Origin of the sequence: Novosphingobium sp., assembly GCF_025351285.1 — a bacterium.
Lineage (GTDB): Bacteria > Pseudomonadota > Alphaproteobacteria > Sphingomonadales > Sphingomonadaceae > Novosphingobium.
Window position 1 is genome coordinate 1 of record NZ_JANXWG010000022.1, and the last position, 18,223, is coordinate 18,223.

16 protein-coding genes and 1 pseudogene are annotated in these 18,223 nt (G+C 63.4%); 10 read left to right on the forward strand and 7 right to left on the reverse strand.

Going from position 1 to position 18,223, the window contains the following annotated elements:
* From Q0R16_RS02995 to Q0R16_RS03010, 4 genes and pseudogenes are all read left to right on the forward strand, one after another.
* Positions 1–402, forward strand: a pseudogene (locus tag Q0R16_RS02995) (hypothetical protein); the annotation flags it as partial.
* Positions 399–1,604 (forward strand): HlyD family secretion protein, encoded by a 1,206-nt coding sequence (locus tag Q0R16_RS03000; RefSeq protein ID WP_295631694.1) that lies wholly within the window; start codon positions 399–401, stop codon positions 1,602–1,604. The pseudogene Q0R16_RS02995 and the gene Q0R16_RS03000, both read left to right, overlap by 4 nt.
* Positions 1,601–2,986, forward strand: coding sequence for an efflux transporter outer membrane subunit (locus Q0R16_RS03005; protein ID WP_295631696.1), 1,386 nt, complete (start codon positions 1,601–1,603; stop codon positions 2,984–2,986). The genes Q0R16_RS03000 and Q0R16_RS03005 overlap by 4 nt, the downstream gene beginning before the upstream one ends.
* Before the next feature lie 120 nt (positions 2,987–3,106).
* The gene (locus tag Q0R16_RS03010; protein ID WP_295631698.1) at positions 3,107–4,363 is read left to right on the forward strand and encodes a cytochrome P450; all 1,257 of its coding nucleotides are present in this window, start codon (positions 3,107–3,109) and stop codon (positions 4,361–4,363) included.
* Here the strand turns inward: Q0R16_RS03010 and Q0R16_RS03015 are convergent.
* From Q0R16_RS03015 to Q0R16_RS03040, 6 genes are all read right to left on the reverse strand, one after another.
* Complete coding sequence (locus tag Q0R16_RS03015) at positions 4,360–4,767, reverse strand: GNAT family acetyltransferase (RefSeq protein WP_295631700.1); 408 nt, start codon at positions 4,765–4,767, stop codon at positions 4,360–4,362. The genes Q0R16_RS03010 and Q0R16_RS03015 overlap by 4 nt on opposite strands.
* Positions 4,768–4,781: 14 nt before the next feature.
* A complete protein-coding gene (locus Q0R16_RS03020; RefSeq protein ID WP_295631702.1) occupies positions 4,782–5,744 on the reverse strand; it encodes a PhzF family phenazine biosynthesis protein in 963 nt (320 codons plus the stop codon).
* Between the two features lie 108 nt (positions 5,745–5,852).
* Complete coding sequence (locus tag Q0R16_RS03025; protein ID WP_295631705.1) at positions 5,853–6,743, reverse strand: hypothetical protein; 891 nt, start codon at positions 6,741–6,743, stop codon at positions 5,853–5,855.
* A gap of 30 nt (positions 6,744–6,773) precedes the next feature.
* On the reverse strand, positions 6,774–8,303 hold the full coding sequence (locus Q0R16_RS03030) for a cryptochrome/photolyase family protein (protein ID WP_295631708.1): 1,530 nt from the start codon (positions 8,301–8,303) through the stop codon (positions 6,774–6,776).
* A complete protein-coding gene (locus tag Q0R16_RS03035; protein WP_295631711.1) occupies positions 8,303–9,502 on the reverse strand; it encodes an FAD-binding domain-containing protein in 1,200 nt (399 codons plus the stop codon). Before Q0R16_RS03035 ends, Q0R16_RS03030 begins: the two co-directional genes overlap by 1 nt.
* A 60-nt stretch (positions 9,503–9,562) precedes the next feature.
* Entirely contained in the window at positions 9,563–11,866 is a 2,304-nt protein-coding gene (locus tag Q0R16_RS03040; protein WP_295631715.1) for an autotransporter domain-containing protein, read from the reverse strand.
* A gap of 338 nt (positions 11,867–12,204) precedes the next feature.
* On the opposite strand from Q0R16_RS03040, the gene bdcA reads away from it, so the two are divergent.
* Both bdcA and Q0R16_RS03050 read left to right on the forward strand, forming a co-directional pair.
* Positions 12,205–12,918, forward strand: a complete 714-nt coding sequence (gene bdcA / locus Q0R16_RS03045) for an SDR family oxidoreductase (protein ID WP_295631719.1) — start codon at positions 12,205–12,207, stop codon at positions 12,916–12,918.
* A gap of 143 nt (positions 12,919–13,061) precedes the next feature.
* Positions 13,062–13,586 (forward strand): hypothetical protein, encoded by a 525-nt coding sequence (locus Q0R16_RS03050; RefSeq protein WP_295631722.1) that lies wholly within the window; start codon positions 13,062–13,064, stop codon positions 13,584–13,586.
* 16 nt (positions 13,587–13,602) lie between these two features.
* On the opposite strand, the gene cas1 is transcribed toward Q0R16_RS03050, so the two are convergent.
* Entirely contained in the window at positions 13,603–14,688 is a 1,086-nt protein-coding gene (gene cas1, locus Q0R16_RS03055) for a CRISPR-associated endonuclease Cas1 (protein ID WP_295631724.1), read from the reverse strand.
* 39 nt (positions 14,689–14,727) lie between these two features.
* On the opposite strand from cas1, the gene Q0R16_RS03060 reads away from it, so the two are divergent.
* The 4 genes from Q0R16_RS03060 to Q0R16_RS03075 all read left to right on the forward strand — a co-directional run.
* Positions 14,728–15,435, forward strand: coding sequence for a hypothetical protein (locus Q0R16_RS03060; protein WP_295631727.1), 708 nt, complete (start codon positions 14,728–14,730; stop codon positions 15,433–15,435).
* A gap of 115 nt (positions 15,436–15,550) precedes the next feature.
* Positions 15,551–16,120 carry a hypothetical protein gene (locus Q0R16_RS03065; protein ID WP_295631730.1) on the forward strand — a complete coding sequence of 190 codons (570 nt, stop codon included), beginning with the start codon at positions 15,551–15,553 and terminating at the stop codon, positions 16,118–16,120.
* Positions 16,121–16,133: 13 nt separating this feature from the next.
* Positions 16,134–16,496 carry a hypothetical protein gene (locus tag Q0R16_RS03070; RefSeq protein WP_295631733.1) on the forward strand — a complete coding sequence of 121 codons (363 nt, stop codon included), beginning with the start codon at positions 16,134–16,136 and terminating at the stop codon, positions 16,494–16,496.
* A partial coding sequence (locus Q0R16_RS03075) for a hypothetical protein (RefSeq protein WP_295631736.1) occupies positions 16,493–18,223 on the forward strand: 1,731 nt, incomplete at its 3' end. The genes Q0R16_RS03070 and Q0R16_RS03075, both read left to right, overlap by 4 nt.

The following is an 18,223-nucleotide window of genomic DNA, read 5'->3' on the forward strand; positions in this document are numbered from 1 at the left end:
GGCATCTCGCAGACGCTGGGCGGCCTCGGTGGAGCGGCCTTGCTCGGCAGCTTCCAGGTGATCCGCGAGCGGCTGCATTCGAGCAACCTCGTGGCCGGCGTGATCACCACCGATCCGCAAGTTGCGCTGCGCTTGCAGCAACTCGGCGGGGCTTACGCGCGCGTGGTGACCGACCCGGCGCAGCGTCAGACGATCGGGGTGCAACTGCTCGGCCAGCAGATCACGCGCGAGGCCAATATCCTGGCGTTCAACGACGTGTTCCTGTTGATCGGGGTGCTGGCGCTGATCGGCCTGTTGCTGCTGGCGCAGCGCTGGAATTACTACCGGCGCAACAAGATCACCCCGTTCGCCGATGAAATGGCGGCTTTGGCCGCAATGCGAGAGAAAGCCGCTGCGTCATGACCGAAACCACCGTCGTCCCGCCCGAGGATGGTCGCCTGAAAGACCCGATCGAGTGCAATCCCGAGCCGGAGGTGACCGCGCCCGCGCCTTTGCCCGCGACCGAACCCGCGCCGGAACCAAAGCGCGGCTGGGCGCCCCCGGCCAACAGCCGGCGGATGACGCTGCTGTTCGTGGCGCTGGCGGTGGCAGGTGTGGCGATGGCGCTGTGGGCCTGGGGGCTCGCGCCGTTCTCCACTGCGGTGCAAACCACCGACGACGCCTATGTGCGCGGGCAGACGACGGTGATTGCGCCGCAAGTCAGCGGCTACGTGGTCGAAGTGACGGTGCAGGATTACCAGCAGGTCACGGCCGGGCAGGTGCTCGCGCGGATCGATGACCGCATCTATCGCCAGCGGGTAGAGCAGGCCAAGGCGCAATTGGCAGCGCAGAACGCCAGCCTGTCGAATTCGCAGCAGACCCAGCGCTCGGCCGGTGCGCAACTGGCAGGGCAGGAGGCCAGCGTCGCCAACGCCCGCGCCCAACTCCAGCGCGCACAGGCGGACATGGCGCGCGTCAACGATCTCGTCGGCGAAGGATCGATCAGCTTGCGCGAGCGCGACCAGACGCTGGCAGCGCTGCGGCAAGCGCAAGCGGGCGTGCTTCAGGCACAGGCTCAGCGCGACGTGGCGGGCGAGGCGGTGCGCACCGTGGTGGTCGGGCGCGGCGGGCTTTCGGCCGGGGTGGAAGGCGCGCAGGCCGCGCTGAAACTTGCCGAGATCGACCTTGCCAACACCGTGATCCGCGCGCCGCAGGACGGCCGGCTGGGCGAAGTAGGCGTGCGGCTTGGGCAATATGTCACGGCGGGCACCCAGCTCACGTTCCTGGTGCCGCCGGTGGTGTGGGTCGCGGCCAACTTCAAGGAAGGCCAGACCGCGCGCATGGTGCCGGGCCAGCGCGCAAGGCTGAAGTTCGACGCGCTCGATCATGCGGAAATCAAGGGCACGGTCGAACGCACGTCGCCGGCTGCGGGCAACGAGTTCTCGATCATCAAGCCCGACAACGCCACCGGCAACTTCGTCAAGGTGCCGCAACGGATTACCGTGCGGATCGCAGTGGACCGCAACGATCCGCTTTACGCGCGGTTGCGGCCGGGCATGTCGGTGCAGGCGCAAGTCGATACCACCGGCGGCCCCGCACCGCGCGATCGGCGGACGCAGCCATGAACCGCGCGCTGCTGATTGCCGCAACGCTGGCTAGCGCGTTGGCGGGTTGCGCCGCGCCACACACGCCGCTGCCCGAGGCCGCGCGGGTGGTTGCGCCAGAGGCCTGGCGCACCGATCTGGCGGGCGTGGCGCCGATGGATGCGCAATGGTGGCGCACGTTCGGCGATCCGCAACTGGCCGCGCTGGTCGAACGCGCGCTGGCCAACAACACCGACATCGCCATCGCTGCCGCCCGCGTGCGCGAGGCGCGCGCACAGACAACAGCCGCGCGCGCCGCGCTCCTGCCCACGCTCGATGCCGGGCTGGGCGCATCCGAAGCGCGCACGATCAATCCATTCGGCATGCCGAGCACATCCACCTCCGCTCAGCCGACGGTGCAGGCGGCTTACGAGGTCGATCTGTTCGGGCGCATCGCCGATCAGGTTTCCGCGGCGCGCAACGCGTACCTCGCCAGCGCTGCCGCGCGCGATGCGGCGTCGCTCAGCGTGGCGGGCGCTACCGCTAGTGGCTATGTCACGCTGCTGGCGCTCGATGCGCGGCGCTTGGTGGTGAATCAGACCATCGCCGACCGCGCCTCGGCGCTTAAACTGGCGCAGTCTCGTGCAAGGGCAGGCTACACTTCGGACCTCGAATTGCGGCAGGCGCAAGCCGAATACCAGGGCACCGCGCTCATCCTGCCGCAAGTCGATCTGGCGATTGCGCGGGCCGAACAGGCGCTGCGGCTGCTGTCTGGCGACGTGCCCGGCCCGATCGCGCGCGGCACTTTGGCGGGGCTCGCCAACCCCGCGTTGCCCGCTGAAGGCTTGCCCAGCGAACTGCTGCGCCGCCGCCCCGATGTGGCGCAAGCCGAATTGTCGCTCGCCGCCACCGACGCCAGCTTGTCCGTCGCGCGCAAGCAGTTCCTGCCCTCGCTGCGGCTCGCCGCTTCGGCCGGTGCGGTGTTCAACACCTTGCTGCCCGATCCGATATCGATCTGGTCGATCGGCGGCAGCGTGCTCGCGCCGCTGTTCCAGGGCGGCAGGTTGCGCGCGGGCGTCGAGGGCGCGGCCGCGCGGCGCGATCAGGCCGCCTTCGCTTACCGCAAGGCCGCGCTGACCGCGTTCCGCGAAACCGACGATACGCTGGTCACGATCGCCCGCCTGGCCGACCAGCGCCGCGCATTGGAAGCGCAACGCATCGCGGTTGCAAGCGCCTTGAAACACGCCACCAATCGCTACCAGGCCGGCTATAGCGGTTACCTCGAACAGCTCGACGCGCAACGCAGCCTGCTGGCGATTGATCTCAGCCTGGTGCAACTCCGCGCCGACCAGACCAACGCGGTGGTGGCGCTTTATCAGGCGCTGGGCGGGGGCTGGAACGGCGTGGCGGAAGCGCAACGCTGACAGCAGGCTGGTTGCAGCATCGTGCAGCAAAGTGCTGTTCGGACTTGCAACATTTTCTTTTGCGGATTCGGGGCCAGAGCTTAGTCTGAAGCAACCAGACACCGTTCCGGAGCACCATCCATGGCCACTGCCGCTGTCCTCGACCCCCTCGTTCCCGGGCAAGCCCTCGCGCCGATCGATGTCTCGCTGCCCGAACTCTATGCCGAAGATCGCTGGCAGGACCTGTTCCGCCAGTTGCGCGCGCAGGCGCCGATCCAGTACGTGCCCGAAAGCGGTTTCGGTCCCTACTGGTCGGTGACAACGTACAAGCCGATCGTCCATATCGAGGCGCTGCCGAAAATCTTCTCGTCCGACTGGCAGCTTGGCGGCATCGCGATCTCGGGCGATCCGGCGCTGTTTGCCCAGCACAACATGCGCGAACCGATGTTCATCGCGATGGACCCGCCGCTGCACACCGCGCCGCGCCGCGCCGTGGCGCCCAGCTTCGGGCCGTCCGAAGTGGCCGCGATGAAGGCCGAGGTGCAGCAACGCACCGGTGAACTGCTCGACAACCTGCCGATCGGTCAGCCGTTCGATTGGGTCCAGCGCGTCTCGATCGAACTGACCACCGGGATGCTGGCCAAGCTGTTCGGCTATCCCTGGGAACACCGCCACCACCTCACCGAATGGTCCGATTACGGCGGCGATGTCGAGATGATCAAGAACCCCGACACGGTCGAGGTGCGGATCGCAAAGATGCAGGAAATGGGCATGGCCTTTGCCGCGCTGTGGCAGGACCGCATGGCCAATCCGGGCAAGGATCTGGTCAGCGTGATGCTGCAATCACCAGCGATGCGCGACATGCCGCCCGAAGAATTCATCGGCAACCTGATCCTCCTGATCGTGGGCGGCAACGACACCACGCGCAATTCGATGTCGGCCTACGCCTATGGCCTCAGCCAGTATCCGGCAGAGCGCGCCAAGCTGGAGGCTGATCCCGCGCTGATCCCCAACGCGGTGCAGGAACTGATCCGCTGGCAGACCCCGCTGTCGCACATGCGCCGCACCGTCACCGAGGACACCGACGTGGCCGGCGTGCCGATGAAGAAGGGCGACAAGGTGGTGATGTGGTATTTGTCGGCCAACCGCGATGAAAGCGTGTTCGAAGATGGCGAGGCGATCCGGGTCGACCGGCCCAACGCGCGGCGCCACTTGTCGTTCGGCTACGGCATCCACCGCTGCGTGGGCGCACGCGTGGCCGAACTGCAATTGGTTACGCTGCTTGAGGAAATGGCCAAGCGGCGGCTGCGCGTGAACGTGCTGGCCGAACCGGTGCGCGTGCCGGCGTGCTTCGTCCACGGTTACAAGTCGTTGCAGGTCCAACTTTCGCGGTATTAGAACCGCTTACCGATCGTCACCACGTCCTGCACCTCGTAGCCGATCGCCGCGTAGAAGCCCTTCGCGGCCAGGTTGTCGCCGCGCACCATCAACTGGATCTTGGGGCAGCCGCGAACCTTGAGCCAGTCCTCGGCCGCCGCCATCAGCGCGCGCCCGATCCCCCGTCCGCGCCGTTCAGGGTGGCAAGCGAGGTAATAGACCCAGCCGCGATGGCCATCGAAGCCGACCATCACGCTGCCCGCAAGGTCCGCGCCCTCGCACGCCAACAGCACGGTCGAGCACGGCCCGGCCAGCGCCATGCGGAAGTCCGCCGCCGGATCGTTCCACGGCCGCGTCAAACCCGCAGCGCGCCATAGCGCGATGACGCCTGTCTCGTCGCCGGGGAGCGCATCGGTGATGTCCATCGTCGGGTTCGCGATCAGAACCGCACGCGGCCGATGATCCGCTCGGTCACATCACCGCCAATCCACACCCGCCCCGCGTCCTGGTCGACGTGGACGCGTCCGGCCCGGCCGAGCACTGTGCCCTGGCTGACAAGATAATGCGCCGGTGCCTGTCCGCTCCCGATCAACCAGCGCGCCACGGCTGCGTTGAAGCTGCCGGTTACCGGGTCCTCCGAATTGGCGAGCGTTTCGTCGAACACGCGCACCTCGAAGTCGGGTTCGCCCGGGCGATGCTGCGCGCCGTATGGCGCGATCAGCCCGACGAAATCGGTTTCGAGCACGCGCCAGTCGGGCTTGAGCGCAAGCAGGCGCTCGCGGCTGCGGATCATCAACGCCGTCTGCGGAAGCCCGCTGTCGAGCAGGCCGGAAGCGACGATCTCGCCTTCGCCAAGGCCCAGTCCGCGGCGCAGCCGATCGAGCAACGCAGCATCTAGCGGCTGCACCCGCTTGAGCGGCGGTGCCTCGAACGCCAGGCGGCCGGGAGCGCCGCGCAAGTGCACCAGCCCGGCCGGACATTGCTGCACGATCTCCGCGCCGCGCGGCCGCCCGCCGGTTGCCAGCCACACGTGGCAACTGCCGAGTGTCGGGTGCCCGGCAAACGGCAGTTCTTCGCCCACCGAGAAAATGCGCACGCGATAATCGGCCGCTGGGTCCGTCGGTCGCAGCAGAAAGGTCGTTTCGCTGAGGTTGGTCCACTTCGAGAACAGCGCCATCTGCGCATCGCCAAGCCGGTCCGCCCCGAGCACGACCGCGAGCGGGTTGCCGCGAAACGGTTCGGGCGAGAACACATCGACCTGGTGGAAGGCAAAGTCGGCGGGCGTGGTTTGGCCCCGGACTGGCGATGCGCTCAGCATCGCCATCCCGGCAACGGGCGCGCCGAGCATCGCACCGCGACGATCGATCGAGAACGGTGACGGGTCGTTGCTGCTCCTGTCCAAGTGCGCTCTCCTGACTCGGGCGCGTATCTAGGCCCCACCTTGTGTATCGCCGCGGCGGCGCCAATGGGCAAGCGTCGGCGCACCCGAGGCGCAAGCGCCTTCGCGCGTTCAGCCCAATCGCCGCAACAACGCTTCCGCCATCCGCGCACCAAAGCCGGCGTCCTGTTCGGGGTAGAGGTAGGGCTCGATCATCTCCGCCTCGATCAGCGCCAGCATGCCATCGGCCAACCGCACCATGTCGATCCGTGCGTAAAGCGGCGGCTGGTCGAACGGAAGCATCGCCATGACCACCAGCGCCGCTGCCAGATCGGCCGGGGCGGGGATCACCGCAACCTCGCTGCCGCCGTAAAGCGACTGGATGCGGTAATCGCCCGGGGCGGCGCGCTTGATCAGGCCGTGGCTGAAGGCACCGTCGACGAAAATGAACGAATGCTCGCCCTCGTGGTCGATCGCGGGCAGGAACGGCTGGATCATCGCCGGCTGGTCCATGCGCCAGTCGGCGGGCGGCGGATTGTCGCGGGTGAAGCTGTCCTGCCCGATCGCGCCCGCGCCCACGCGGCGCTTGACCACGACCCGGTCGCACCCAAAGCGATCGAACGCGGCCAGCACGTCGGCCGGCCCCGCGCTGTCGGGCCACAGCGTCTGGATCGAGGCTGCGCCGCGCTGTTCCAGCTCGCGCAAGTACAGCTTGTCGGCGTTCCACCGCACCACGCCGGCGGGGTTGCACACCACGACGCCCGCTGCCTCCAGCGCATCTAGCCGGTCCAGGAATTCATCCTTGGCTTCGGTATAGTCCCACGGCGTGCCCAGGTAGGCCAGGTCGAAGCCCGCCAGCACCTCCAGCGGCGCGCGCCAGTCGATCGCCTGCATTGTTGCGCGGCCCGCCAGCCCGCCGGCGATCGCATCGAACAGCAGATCATGCTCGAACGCATCGGGCCGCCGCACGGGCGATCCGGGCAGAGTCTCGGGGCAGGCGAGGAAGGCGATGTGCTTGGTCATGCGCACGCCGGTAGCGCCGGGCCGCGCGGGTTACAACGTCGCCAGGAAAGCCGCCGCACTCTGCGCGATCCGCTGTTGTTCGTCGGGCGCGAACTTGTCGTAAGTCCGCACCATCTGCGCAATGCGCGGATTGCTGCCGATCTTGTCGCGGTGGCGCGAAATGAAATCCCAGTACAGCGCGTTGAACGGGCAGGCATCGGGCCCGGTGCGCTGCTTGACCGCATAGCGGCACGATCCGCAGTAATTCGACATGCGGTTGATATACGCCCCGCTGGCGGCATAAGGCTTTGAAGCGAGCAACCCGCCATCGGCGAACTGGCTCATCCCCACGGTGTTGGGCAGCTCGACCCATTCGTAGGCATCGGCATAGACGCCCAGATACCATTCGTGCAGCTCGTGCGGATCGATCCCCGCCAGCATCGCGAAGTTGCCCGTCACCATCAGCCGCTGGATGTGGTGGGCGTAAGCCTGCTCTTTCGTCTGCGTCACTGCCGCCTTCACGCAAGCCATGTCGGTTTCAGCGGTCCAGTAGAACCCCGGCAACGGCCGGGTGTGGCCGAAGAAGTTGCTGGCTTCGTAGCCGGGCATTTTCAGCCAGTAGATCCCGCGCACATATTCGCGCCAGCCGATGATCTGGCGGATGAAGCCCTCGGCGGCGTTCAGCGGAACCTTGCCCGCGCGCCACGCCGCCTCGACCTGCCGGCACACCTGCAACGGATCGAGCAGCCCGCAGTTGAGATATTGCGCGATCACCGCATGGTACAGGAACGGCTCGCCCGTCAGCATCGCGTCCTGGTAATCGCCGAAGCGGGGCAGGGCTTTTTTCACGAACGCGGCGAACGCCGCTTCGGCATCGGCGCGCGTCACCGCATACCCGAACGGCATGAGATCGCCGAAATGGTTGTCGAACCGCGCCGCCACCAGCGCCAGCACGTCTTGCGTTATGGCATCGGGTTCGAACGCCAGCGGTTGCGGCATGAACAGATCGGCATCGGCGGGCTTGCGGTTGTCGGCGTCGAAGTTCCATTGCCCGCCGGCGGGCTGGTCGCCTTCCATCAGCAGCCCGGTCTTGCGGCGCATGTCGCGGTAGAAATACTCCATCCGCAACTGCTTGCGCCCTTCGGCCCAGCCGCGGAATTCGGTCGGGGAGGACAGGAACCGGTCATCGGGCAGCACGTCGACCGGCACTTTAAATCGCTCCTGCCAGCCGGCGAACATCTGCGCCACGCGCCATTCGCCCGGCTCGGTCACCACGATCCGCTCGGGCCGAAGCTGCGCTACGGCCTGCGCCACTTGCGCGGTAAAGCTGCCCTGGTTGTCGGGCGCATCGAGCGTGATGTAATCGAGTGTCCAGCCGCCTGCGCGCAGACCTTGCGCAAAGTGGCGCATGGCTGCGAACAGGAACGCGATCTTCTTCTTGTGGTGGCGCACATACGTCGCTTCGTCGTGAAGCTCGGCCATCAGCACGCGATCGCGTAGCGGATCGCCCGCCGCCAGGCTCGACAGCGTGGGCGTCAACTGGTCGCCCAGCACCAGGATCAGGTTGCGCACCCGGGTCATCAGGCGGGCAGTCCATCCGCACGCAACAGTTCGGGAATCCGCTCCTTGAACGCGAAAAAGCCCTTCTTCGCTTGCGGCCAGAATTGCGCATCCCATCGCCGCCGCGCTTGCACCAGCGATACGCCTTCACCGGCCAGCACCGGCGCGAGCGTGGCCAGCCGATCGGCAATCGGCCCGACCGGCGCGCAAGCGGTCACGATCTGCCGCACGCCTGCTTCGCGCGCGGCCGAAAGCAGCGCCGGCGCATCGAGCGTAACCAGCACATCGGCCGAGCAACCGAAATGCGCAGCCACACGCGCCGCCGTATCGTCCGCCGCCGCCGCGACATAATCGCGCGCCGCATCGCCCCACAGCAGATTGCCGCCTCCGGCTACAACCGCCGCCATGATCGGTGTACCAGTGGGAAACTGCGATTCCGGGTTCATGTCCTCGGGCGTCACCAGCAAAAGAGATGGCTCGCCCGCCGAATAGCCCGCAAGCTCGGGCAGGGGCTGTGCAGGACCCACCGGCGGTTCGGTCAACGCCACCGCCTCGCGCGCCAGCCCCTTGGGCGCGAACCGCCCCCCGGTATAACGCGCGATGTTGTCAGCGGTCGCCAGATAGGTCTTGCCCACGGTCTGCAACCCCGCCACCCACCGCCACGACAGCGTGTTGCTCGCCGCATCGGCATCGATCAGGTGCCGCAGAAAAAAGTCCGCACCCAGCGCCCACGGCAGCCGCAAGGTAAAGATCCAGATCGAAGCAAACCACATCCGCGCATGGTTGTGGAGATAGCCGGTTTCCACCAGCTCGCGCGCCCAGTCGTCGAATCCCTCGATCCCGGTCATCCCGCTTTCGGCCGACGCCAAGGCACGCGAGTTGGGAAAGTGCTGCCGCTGCCGCTCGCGCTCGTCCAAGAGCCGCGCCCACACCGAGGGCCGCATTTCCAGCCAGCCCTTCCAGTAAGTGCGCCACAGCACCTCCTGCACGAACTTTTCTGCCGCCCCCAGGCTGTGCCGCGTCAACACCGCCGCCACCACCTCGCGCTCGGTCACCAGCCGATAGCGCAAGCACGCCGAAAGCCGCGACACCGCCCCCGCCGCATCCGGCCCCGGATCGGCATTGCGCCCCGTGGCATAAAGCTGCCCGGCCAGCGGCACGAACCGCTCCAGCCGATCGAGCGCGGCGGCGCGGGTAGAAGGGAATGAAGGAACCGTCATCGGACAGCGCCTAGCCGCGCGCGCGATCGGGCGACACTGTCCGCCGGGGCAATCGCGGCTTTAGAACTCCAGCCGCACACCCGCCACCAGTCCGTGGCTGGTCAGGTCGCTGCGGAAGGTGCCCTGATAGCCGACGAAGAACCCGCCCTCGTCGTTGACCACGATGTTGACGCCCGCGTCCACATCGCCCTGGTGCTTGGCGGCGGGCTGGCCGGCAACGGTGAAGGTGGTAGTGGGATCGCCGTTGAAATAGGCGGTCACGCCCGCATCGGGCCCGGTGCCGATCTGGCTGCGGTAAGTGGCGCGCAAGTAGGGCCGCAAGCCGCCCTCGGCCTTGGTGACCGTGGCGCCCGCCAGCAAATCGGTGCGGTTCGCGCGGATGCGGCCGACCGAAAGATCGGCGGCACCCGCGTTGATTTCCGAGAAGGCCGAGATCGAGCCGACCTGCTTCGCGATCCCCACGAACGGCGTGACCGACAGCCCGGCGGCCTTGAGTTCGCCGCCCAATGTGGCGTTGGCGGTCAGCAGCCGATCGGCCGCGTGCGCGCTTGCGGTGTAAGTCGTCGCGCCCGCCGTCACCACCTTGTTCGCGGCGAAGTTGCCCAACTGGTACGAAACCTGCCCCGATGCCACCAGCGGCCCAAGGTGGAACGCGCCATAACCGCCGAAGATATAAGCGTTGTTGTGTCCAACCAGGTTGCCCAGGCCATATGTCAGGTGGTCCTGCGAATAGCTGAACGCCGCGCCCAGCACGTACTTCGGGCCGCTGATGTCATAGCCGAAATCGATCTGGTAACCGGTCTCGCGCGAATTGGACGTGCCGCGCGCGGCCTTGCCGAACAGGCTTCCGCCCGCCTGCATCCAGAAGCCGTCCTCGGGATGGCTGCTGTTCTGATCGGTCATGCGCAGCGCCACCTGCCGCTGGAACAAGTTGGCCTGATCGCGCATCGCGTTGGCGTAACCCAGGTATCCGGCGGGGTTGACGCTGTCGAAGAACGCCTGCGCCTGCGCCACCGTGAGCACGTCGGTCTGCCCGACCAGCGTGGCCGCGGCGCCGGCGGGCGCCAGATCGGCCGCGCTGACCACGCCTTGGTAGCCGGTGGCGATCGCCAGTTCTGCAGGCGTGGCAACCGCAGCGATCGCGGCGGCATAAGTCGTCGTCCGCACCGCCTGGATCTGGTAGGCCTGCTGCGTCCCCGAAACCGTGACCACGCCCACCGGCACGAAGCTGATGAAGGTCAAACCATTGCCCGTCACCGCGCTGAACCCGCCGCTGAGCCCGCCATTGCCGACCACCACGTTGTAAGTCGATCCGCTGGGGTAATAGCCCGGCGTGACATTGAGGTTGAGCGTGCCGGCAAGCTGGGCGCTGCCGGTGGCGAAAACCTGGCTGAAAGTTGTGCCCGCAACCGGCGCGGCCGAGGACCGCAGCGTCAGGCCCAATGTGCCGCTCGTGCTCTGGATGAAGTTGCCGTTGATGTTGAGCTGGCCGGCAACCGTGGCCGTGCCCACGTTCAGCGTGCCGGTGTTGGTGACCACGCTGGCTGGCGCGCCGGTCGCCGCCGATTGCAGGCTCGACAATCCCACCAGCGTCATCGTGCCGTTGTTGGTCAAGCCGATCGGATCGCCGGTCTGGATCGTCCCGGTGAATACGCCTGTGGCCTCGTTGAGGAAATTGACCGTGCTGCCGCTTTGCGTCTGGGTGAAGTTGCCGGTGTAGGGCCCGGCATTGTCGATGGTGGTGTTGCCGATGCTCGATACGTTGCCCGCAAAGCCGAACGCGGTGTTCTGGTTGACGAAGCTGGCAACGCTGGGGCCGACATTGGTGCCGAAGACGATGTTGTTGTCGAACACCACGTTGCCCGTCACCACCGCGGGGGCACCGCTGGCCAGCGTAAAGCTGCCACCGCGACCGAAGCTCACCACATTGGTTCCTGATGGCGCTGTCAGCGTACCCGAATTGATAACCGTGCCATTGTCACCCAGCAGAATGCCCGATGATCCGGCAGTGGCGTTGGCTTGCGCGATCGTGCCGGCGTTGGTGATCGTGGCGGTGTTGCCCGCCTGGATCGTGGGACTGCCGGCCGGGCCGTTGACGGTGCCGGCGTTGCCGACATTGGCGCCATCACCCAGCACCACCGGCCCGGTGACGGTGCCGCCGCTCTGCGCATTCAGCGTCACCCCGGCGGCGGTGTTCGAATAAGCGGGCGAGGTGCCCGAACAGGTCACGTTGTCCCCGCTGCTGTCGGGCACGCACTGCGCCCAGGCGGGCGCCGCGCAAAGCGCCAGCACGCTCGCCGCCCCCAGGAACGCAGGACGCACGAAGCCGGCGGGCCGCAAGGCCCGGTTTGAACGATGTACCATGAAGGCGCGCCCTTTCGCTTGTTGTCGCAAGACCTTGCAAGGGCATGGTAATGCCGATGATCGCGCGTACGTGATCCACCGGCGACCGCCCCGCCGGTCCACGAGCCGAGCAATGCGGCGAGCGACTGACGCGCGCCTTACGTTCGTCCAGCAACCTTGCAACAATGTGTGTCAGAGCTGTCGCAAGCCGGACGCACTACCCGACCGCCGGGCATTCGTTCGAAAATCTCGACCGTCGGCTTCGAGTTTATCCGGCTGGTTCGAACCGTGCGGCGAGTTCATCTTCCAACCATCGAGCCCGGACGCAACGCCCGCGCCCCACAGCCAGGAGAACCCCCATGACCGACTTTACCGGCAAGACCATTCTCGTCCTCGGCGGCAGCCGCGGCATCGGCGCCGCGCTGGTGCGCCGCTTTGCCAGCGGCGGCGGCCGCGTCGCCTTCACTTACGCCGGATCGCAGGACGCTGCGCAGGCGCTGGCCAAGGAAACCGGCGCGCAAGCCATCCAGGCCGACAGCGCCAACCGCGACGCGCTGATCGCCACTGTCGCCGCGCAAGGGCCGCTCGACATTCTCGCCATCAACGCCGGCACGCTGGTGATGGGCGACCCGCTGACGCTCGACCCCGACGCGATCGACCGCATGATCGACATCAACGTCCGCGCCCCCTACCACGCCGCCGTCGAAGCCGCGCGCCAGATGAACGCTGATGGCCGGATGGTGGTGATCGGCTCCACCAATGGCGACCGCATGCCCTTTGCCGGCGGCGCCGCCTACGCCATGACCAAATCCGCCATCCAGGGCATGGTCCGCGGCCTCGCCCGCGATTTCGGCGCGCGCGGCATCACCATCAACGCGATCCAGCCCGGACCCACCGACAGCGACATGAACCCCGCCGATGGCCCGATGGCCGAATTCATGCACGGCTTCATGGCCATCAAACGCCACGCCCACGGCGCGGAGATCGCCGAACTCGCGGCGTTCCTGGCGGGCCCGCATGGGGCGATGATCACCGGGTCGATGCAGACGATCGATGGTGGGTTCGGGGCTTAGGGAGAAGGGGAAGGGGCCTCCGGCGGGCAAGGGGGGTATAGTGATAGGCACCGGAAAATGGAATTATGACCACACCAACTTCCAAAAACTACTAAAGTGCTGGCAAAGTGCCTGCCGAAGAGTCATGATAGTGGACGGTAGATTTGGTATCATCTGCATTTTTTGGGGGTTGGATTATGCACTTAGTTCCTCAAATCATTAAGCTTTCTCAACTTTCTTTGATCGCCGCGTTGCTACAAGGTGGAGTCGCTCATTCGCAATCAGTGCTCCCGCAGACAGCGACATGTGCAAGATTTTTGGGCAGTCAGGACAAAGAAGAAATACTTAGCTTCAAATATCGGCATTATGATTTAAATAGCGATGGAAAAGATAGAACTGGTGGAATAGATGAACACCTTATTCTCAGGTTAAATCCGTCTAAACTTGATAATAACGGCAACGGATATCTCTTTGGATCGTTACAGAATGGACAATCGAAAAGCCCAATATCCATCGAGATACGAGGCGAACATATCATGTTTGCTTACGACTTAATTGACGGAAATCGCAAGTACGAGGTTCTCGCTGGAGATGGTTGGTGTGAAGATTCGGTTAAAGGCGAAATGCGTCCTGTGTGGTATCCCACTGGGTCATTGACGACCTCATATGAATGGAATCTTTCTAGGTAGTTGTTCGGATAAACCTTTAACAGCGTGGCCGGTGTCCAATTAATCCCGCCACCACCCGCCCCAACTGCGGTGACAACCGACAAGCCCCATCTTTGCGGAGAATGAAATCCGCCCCTGAAAAAGTGCGGCTCCGAGCAAAGGTTAAGATTGTCGCATCCACCTTGGGCCGCTCCGGCTCAATGAGGTCGTAAACGTAAGCTGGGAAATCGTCGCGGTAATGGTGCATGATCCCGGCGTTGGGATCGAAGCCATCAGCGACGGCCTGAATCTGCAACTGCGCCGCCCTGACCGCATAGGCATAATTGAGCATGGCGTTGATCGGATGCGACGCCTTGCGGTTCTTCTTTTTGTGCCCGGTAAGGACGGAACTGCGCGAACGATAACGATGCCAATCGTCCGGCACCGGGTAACGGGTCTGCGCGGTCCAGCGCATTTCGATTCCGACCCAGGCACGCCAATAGGCTCCCGCCGCTTCGCCCTCGATTGAGCGGATTTCGTTCATATCGGCAAAGCCGCCAGCCTTGAGCCGTGCAATGGCATCGCCCGCCTTTGCAACCGCCTTTGCGCCCGCCTCGCTATCGGGAAACTGGCTTTGCAATGTGGCCTTACTGTTTTCCAATTTCCGGGCGATCAAATCGCGAGCAAAATCGATCCGCTTGACGCTGTCGCGCTGCATGTCGAATTGCCAGCGCAGCTTGTCGGAGTTGGCGCTAAAGCCAGCGCCCGACGCCATGACGGCAAACCCGCCATCGCCAGTGATCCGAGCCAACGCTACGCCTTGCTCACAAAGCCAATTCAGCACGTCAAAGGAAAGCGAGCCGGAGCCGTCCAAAAGGATGATGGCGGGCGGCAACGTGAGTTCGCCGCGAAAAAAGCGGTGCTGTTCCCGTTGCTGGGGGTAGTGCGTAAAGCCTTGCCGAATGACCAGCGCTCCGCCTTCGATCCGCAAGTTGGTTCCGTGCCCGGTCAATATCAGGGGATTGGAGTTGCGGTCACGCAACCGCCGCTTGCGCTGCAATTTCCCGCTTTCGGCAAGCCAAAATTCGGAGCGAAGTGCCCATTCGTCGTGCGTGGCGGCGGCAAATTCGGCGTTTTCGAGCATACGGTATGATAACAAATAGCCGCTATATTTTCTAGAAATTTGAAGGTTAATTTGCTGAATTTATTACTTGAATTGGGACAAATGGCGCAAAAATCCAAACTTGACCTTTATGACAATGCCGTGCCCATTAACGAAGCATGGGAGACATTCGCCACGCCTGAACAACGCACCGCATTTGCAGACGCAAAAGGATTTCCCGAAACGCTCGAAAGCTCGGCGCAACCCGCTGCCGCTCGGAACGTAGTTATGGCTATGCTAGAAACTTTCAACGCGGCAATGTCCGCCAAGCGAAGCCGCGACGCTCTCATTTCAGAAATGCAAGATTGCCTTTTGGACGCCCTATTCAATTCCGATCTTGTAGCATTGGGCATCCGCCAGCGCCCCTCAAAAAGCCATTACCCTGCAGAAATTGCCTCTGATTTTTTTGATTTTGCTGAAACCAATTGGGCACAATCGACCGTGCAATCGGAAGGCAAATTATATTCCAATGTTCGCGTTTATGATCCCCACGCCACTACCATGGCCGCTCCCCCGGTTCCCGACAAAGGTTCAAAATCGGCAATTGATCGCGCAATTAAAGAATTAGATTTAGAAAACCCCGAATTTTCCAATTTGCCCCGAAAAATCTCCTGTAAAATGGTTCGTGATAAGATCGGAAAATCAGAAATTCGAGGAAATGGTTTGAGCGATCAAAATCTTGCAAAGCGAATTGTTGCGATATGCGGCGTTCGGAGAATTGCTATTTAATTCAATTTACTAAAATCGCGACTGGTGAGCAAAAGAGGATTCGCCGAATCACGCGGCGTTCCCGACCCTTTGCACATTCCCCGGCACGGTGCCGGGAGTGTTCAAAGGTCAGACCGTGGCACGCCAACGCGATTTTCGCACCGAATACACCCGCCGCGTCGCCAATGCTGCGTCCCGTGGCCTCAGCCGATCCCAAGCTCGCGGTCATGCCAGGTCAAGTGAAGCGCCAATCAAACCGCGTCCAACCGCGTCCGATCCCCGCCTAGAAGATGCCCTTCGCGAACTGCGGAAATCCGGCAACCGGGACGCGGCGGCGAAATCTGTTGGCATAGCGCCCGAACGCTTTCGCCGGTTCCTGGCCCAAAATGTGCAGGTCCAAGGCCGGGGCCGTAACCTCAAAATCACCGACAATCGCCCCCGCGACATGCTTGTCTATTCGAATGGCGAAGCACGTGAAATTCGGCTGCGCGACTTCGATCAGGCATCATTGAACAGTCGCCACCTCGCAGCCGTGCGAGCCTATCTACCTTCGGGCGACGCAAGCCCTTTGATTGAATTCGAAGGGCTGTCGGTGATCGACGCCAAGGGCAAGGCCCATCCTCTCGAAACCAACCCTAACGAACTCCATCGCATCGCCGCGGCGGGCGACGAGCATTTTCTCGAAATCTACAAACTCATAATCTGAAAGGGAGAATTACATGACTGACAAGGAATTGGCGGCAGAGCGCCGCAAGCAAAAGCGTCTCGAAAAGCTTGGCACGAATGAGCCGCGCTGCGGAACGTGCGGCGAAGGTCGCTGGCAATGTATCGAGCAGCACCACCCTGCCGACCATGGACGCGACGAAACCACCGTTCTCGTGTGCCGCAATTGTCACCGCGTTTTGAGCGACGAACAGCGAGGCCATCCCGCGTTCGATCACGACGCCGACCCATTCCTCGCCAGCGTCGGGCATTTCCTTCTCGGCCTTGCCGACATGCTCACCATTATTTTTGCCAAGCTGTCCGAGTTCGGCCTGGCGCTCATTGCCCGCTCCACTGGCACCGAAGGGAAGTCCGCATGACTAGCTCGCAATCAGCACCGCCCATCACCGACGATTTGTCGATTGCTATCCGCGCCTATGTCGCGCCGACTTGGAGGGATTTGAAGGATACCGGCGAAGCAAAGCCAAAATCCAAGCGGAAATCCCCGTTGCCAGCGTCGCCGTGGTCGCTGGCTTTCGACACGGAAACGACCACTGACGCCGCGCAAGCTTTGCGATTTGGCACATATCAGTTGCGAAAGGCGGGCGAAATCAGGGATGCCGGGATTTTCTATGATCCCGATGGCGTAAGCACCGATGAAATTGGCGTGCTGCAAACCCATGCCGATACCCACGGTTTGTCATTGCGCACCCGTGAAGGGTTCATTGATGACGTGTTTTTCAAATGCGCTTGGCAAATGCGTGCCACCATCATCGGGTTCAATCTACCGTTCGACATTTCGCGACTGGCATTCAAGCATGGCACCGCGCGGACGCGGGAAGACGACGAAGCGAACGCCATGCGCGGGGGCTTCACATTCAAGCTGTCGCAGCAAAAAATTTACCCGAACATTCGCGTCAAGCATATGTCGCGAAAGGCGGCGCTCATTTCCTTTGCCGCAACTATGGGGCAGCGCGACAGCCGGGGGCAACGCAATCGCGGGATTAAAACGGGTGTCAGGCGCGGCCATTTCATCGACGTCAAAACCCTCGCCAGTGCGCTGTTTGCCAAGGGTTTCTCATTGGCCAGCTTGTCTAAGTTTCTGCAGGTTCCAAATCCAAAGTTAAATTTCAACCACTTTGACGGTCCGATCACCGATGAGATGGTGCGCTATGCCGTGCGCGACGTGCAGGCCACTTGGGAATGCTACGCGGATTTGATCGATCGGTTTGACGCCCTTAAACTCACCGAGTCCACGCCCGAAAAAATCTATAGCGAAGCGGGGATAGGCAAGGGCTATATCCGCGAAATGGGAATCGTGTGTTGGCGCGACACGCAGCCTGACTTCCCGCCGGGCATGATCGCCAAGATTATCGGCACCTATTTTGGGGGACGTTCCGAGGTCCGCATTCGCCGCGAAATTCGGCAAGTGATATTGTGCGATTTCCTGTCAATGTATCCGACCGTTTGCACGCTGATGGGACTGTGGCGGTTCGTTGTTGCCGATGGCATGACATGGCAAGATACCACATCGGAAACGCGGGATTTTTTGGCCCGGACCGATTTGGCTTCCCTGCAATCGCAGGCAACATGGCGGCAACTGGCGACGCTGGTTCGCGTCCAGCCCGATGGTGACATTTTCCCGGTCCGTGCCGCCTATTCGGGTGAGGCCCAAAGGACCATCGGCTTAAACTATCTGACTGCTGAAACCCCGCAATGGTTCACGTTGGCGGATTGCATCGCCGCCAAGCTGCTAACCGGCAAGGCTCCTGAGATAATCGAGGCGATTTCGTTCATGCCTGGGCCGGTGCAATCGGGATTGGAGCCGATCGATATTGCCGGAAATCCGCAATACCATGTTAGCCCGAACACCGCCGATTTTTTCAAGCGGGTTATCGAACTGCGCCAATCCGTTAAGCAGCGTCGGGATCAGGCAACCGGCGACGAAAGAGTGCGGCTCGACACGGAACAAAACGCCCTGAAAATCTGCGCCAACTCGACCAGCTACGGCATCTGGGTTGAAGTGAATGTTGACGATCGCCAGCACAACAAATCGGTGACGGTGCATAGTTCGACCAGCGCACCGTTCGGCTTCGACACGGACAAG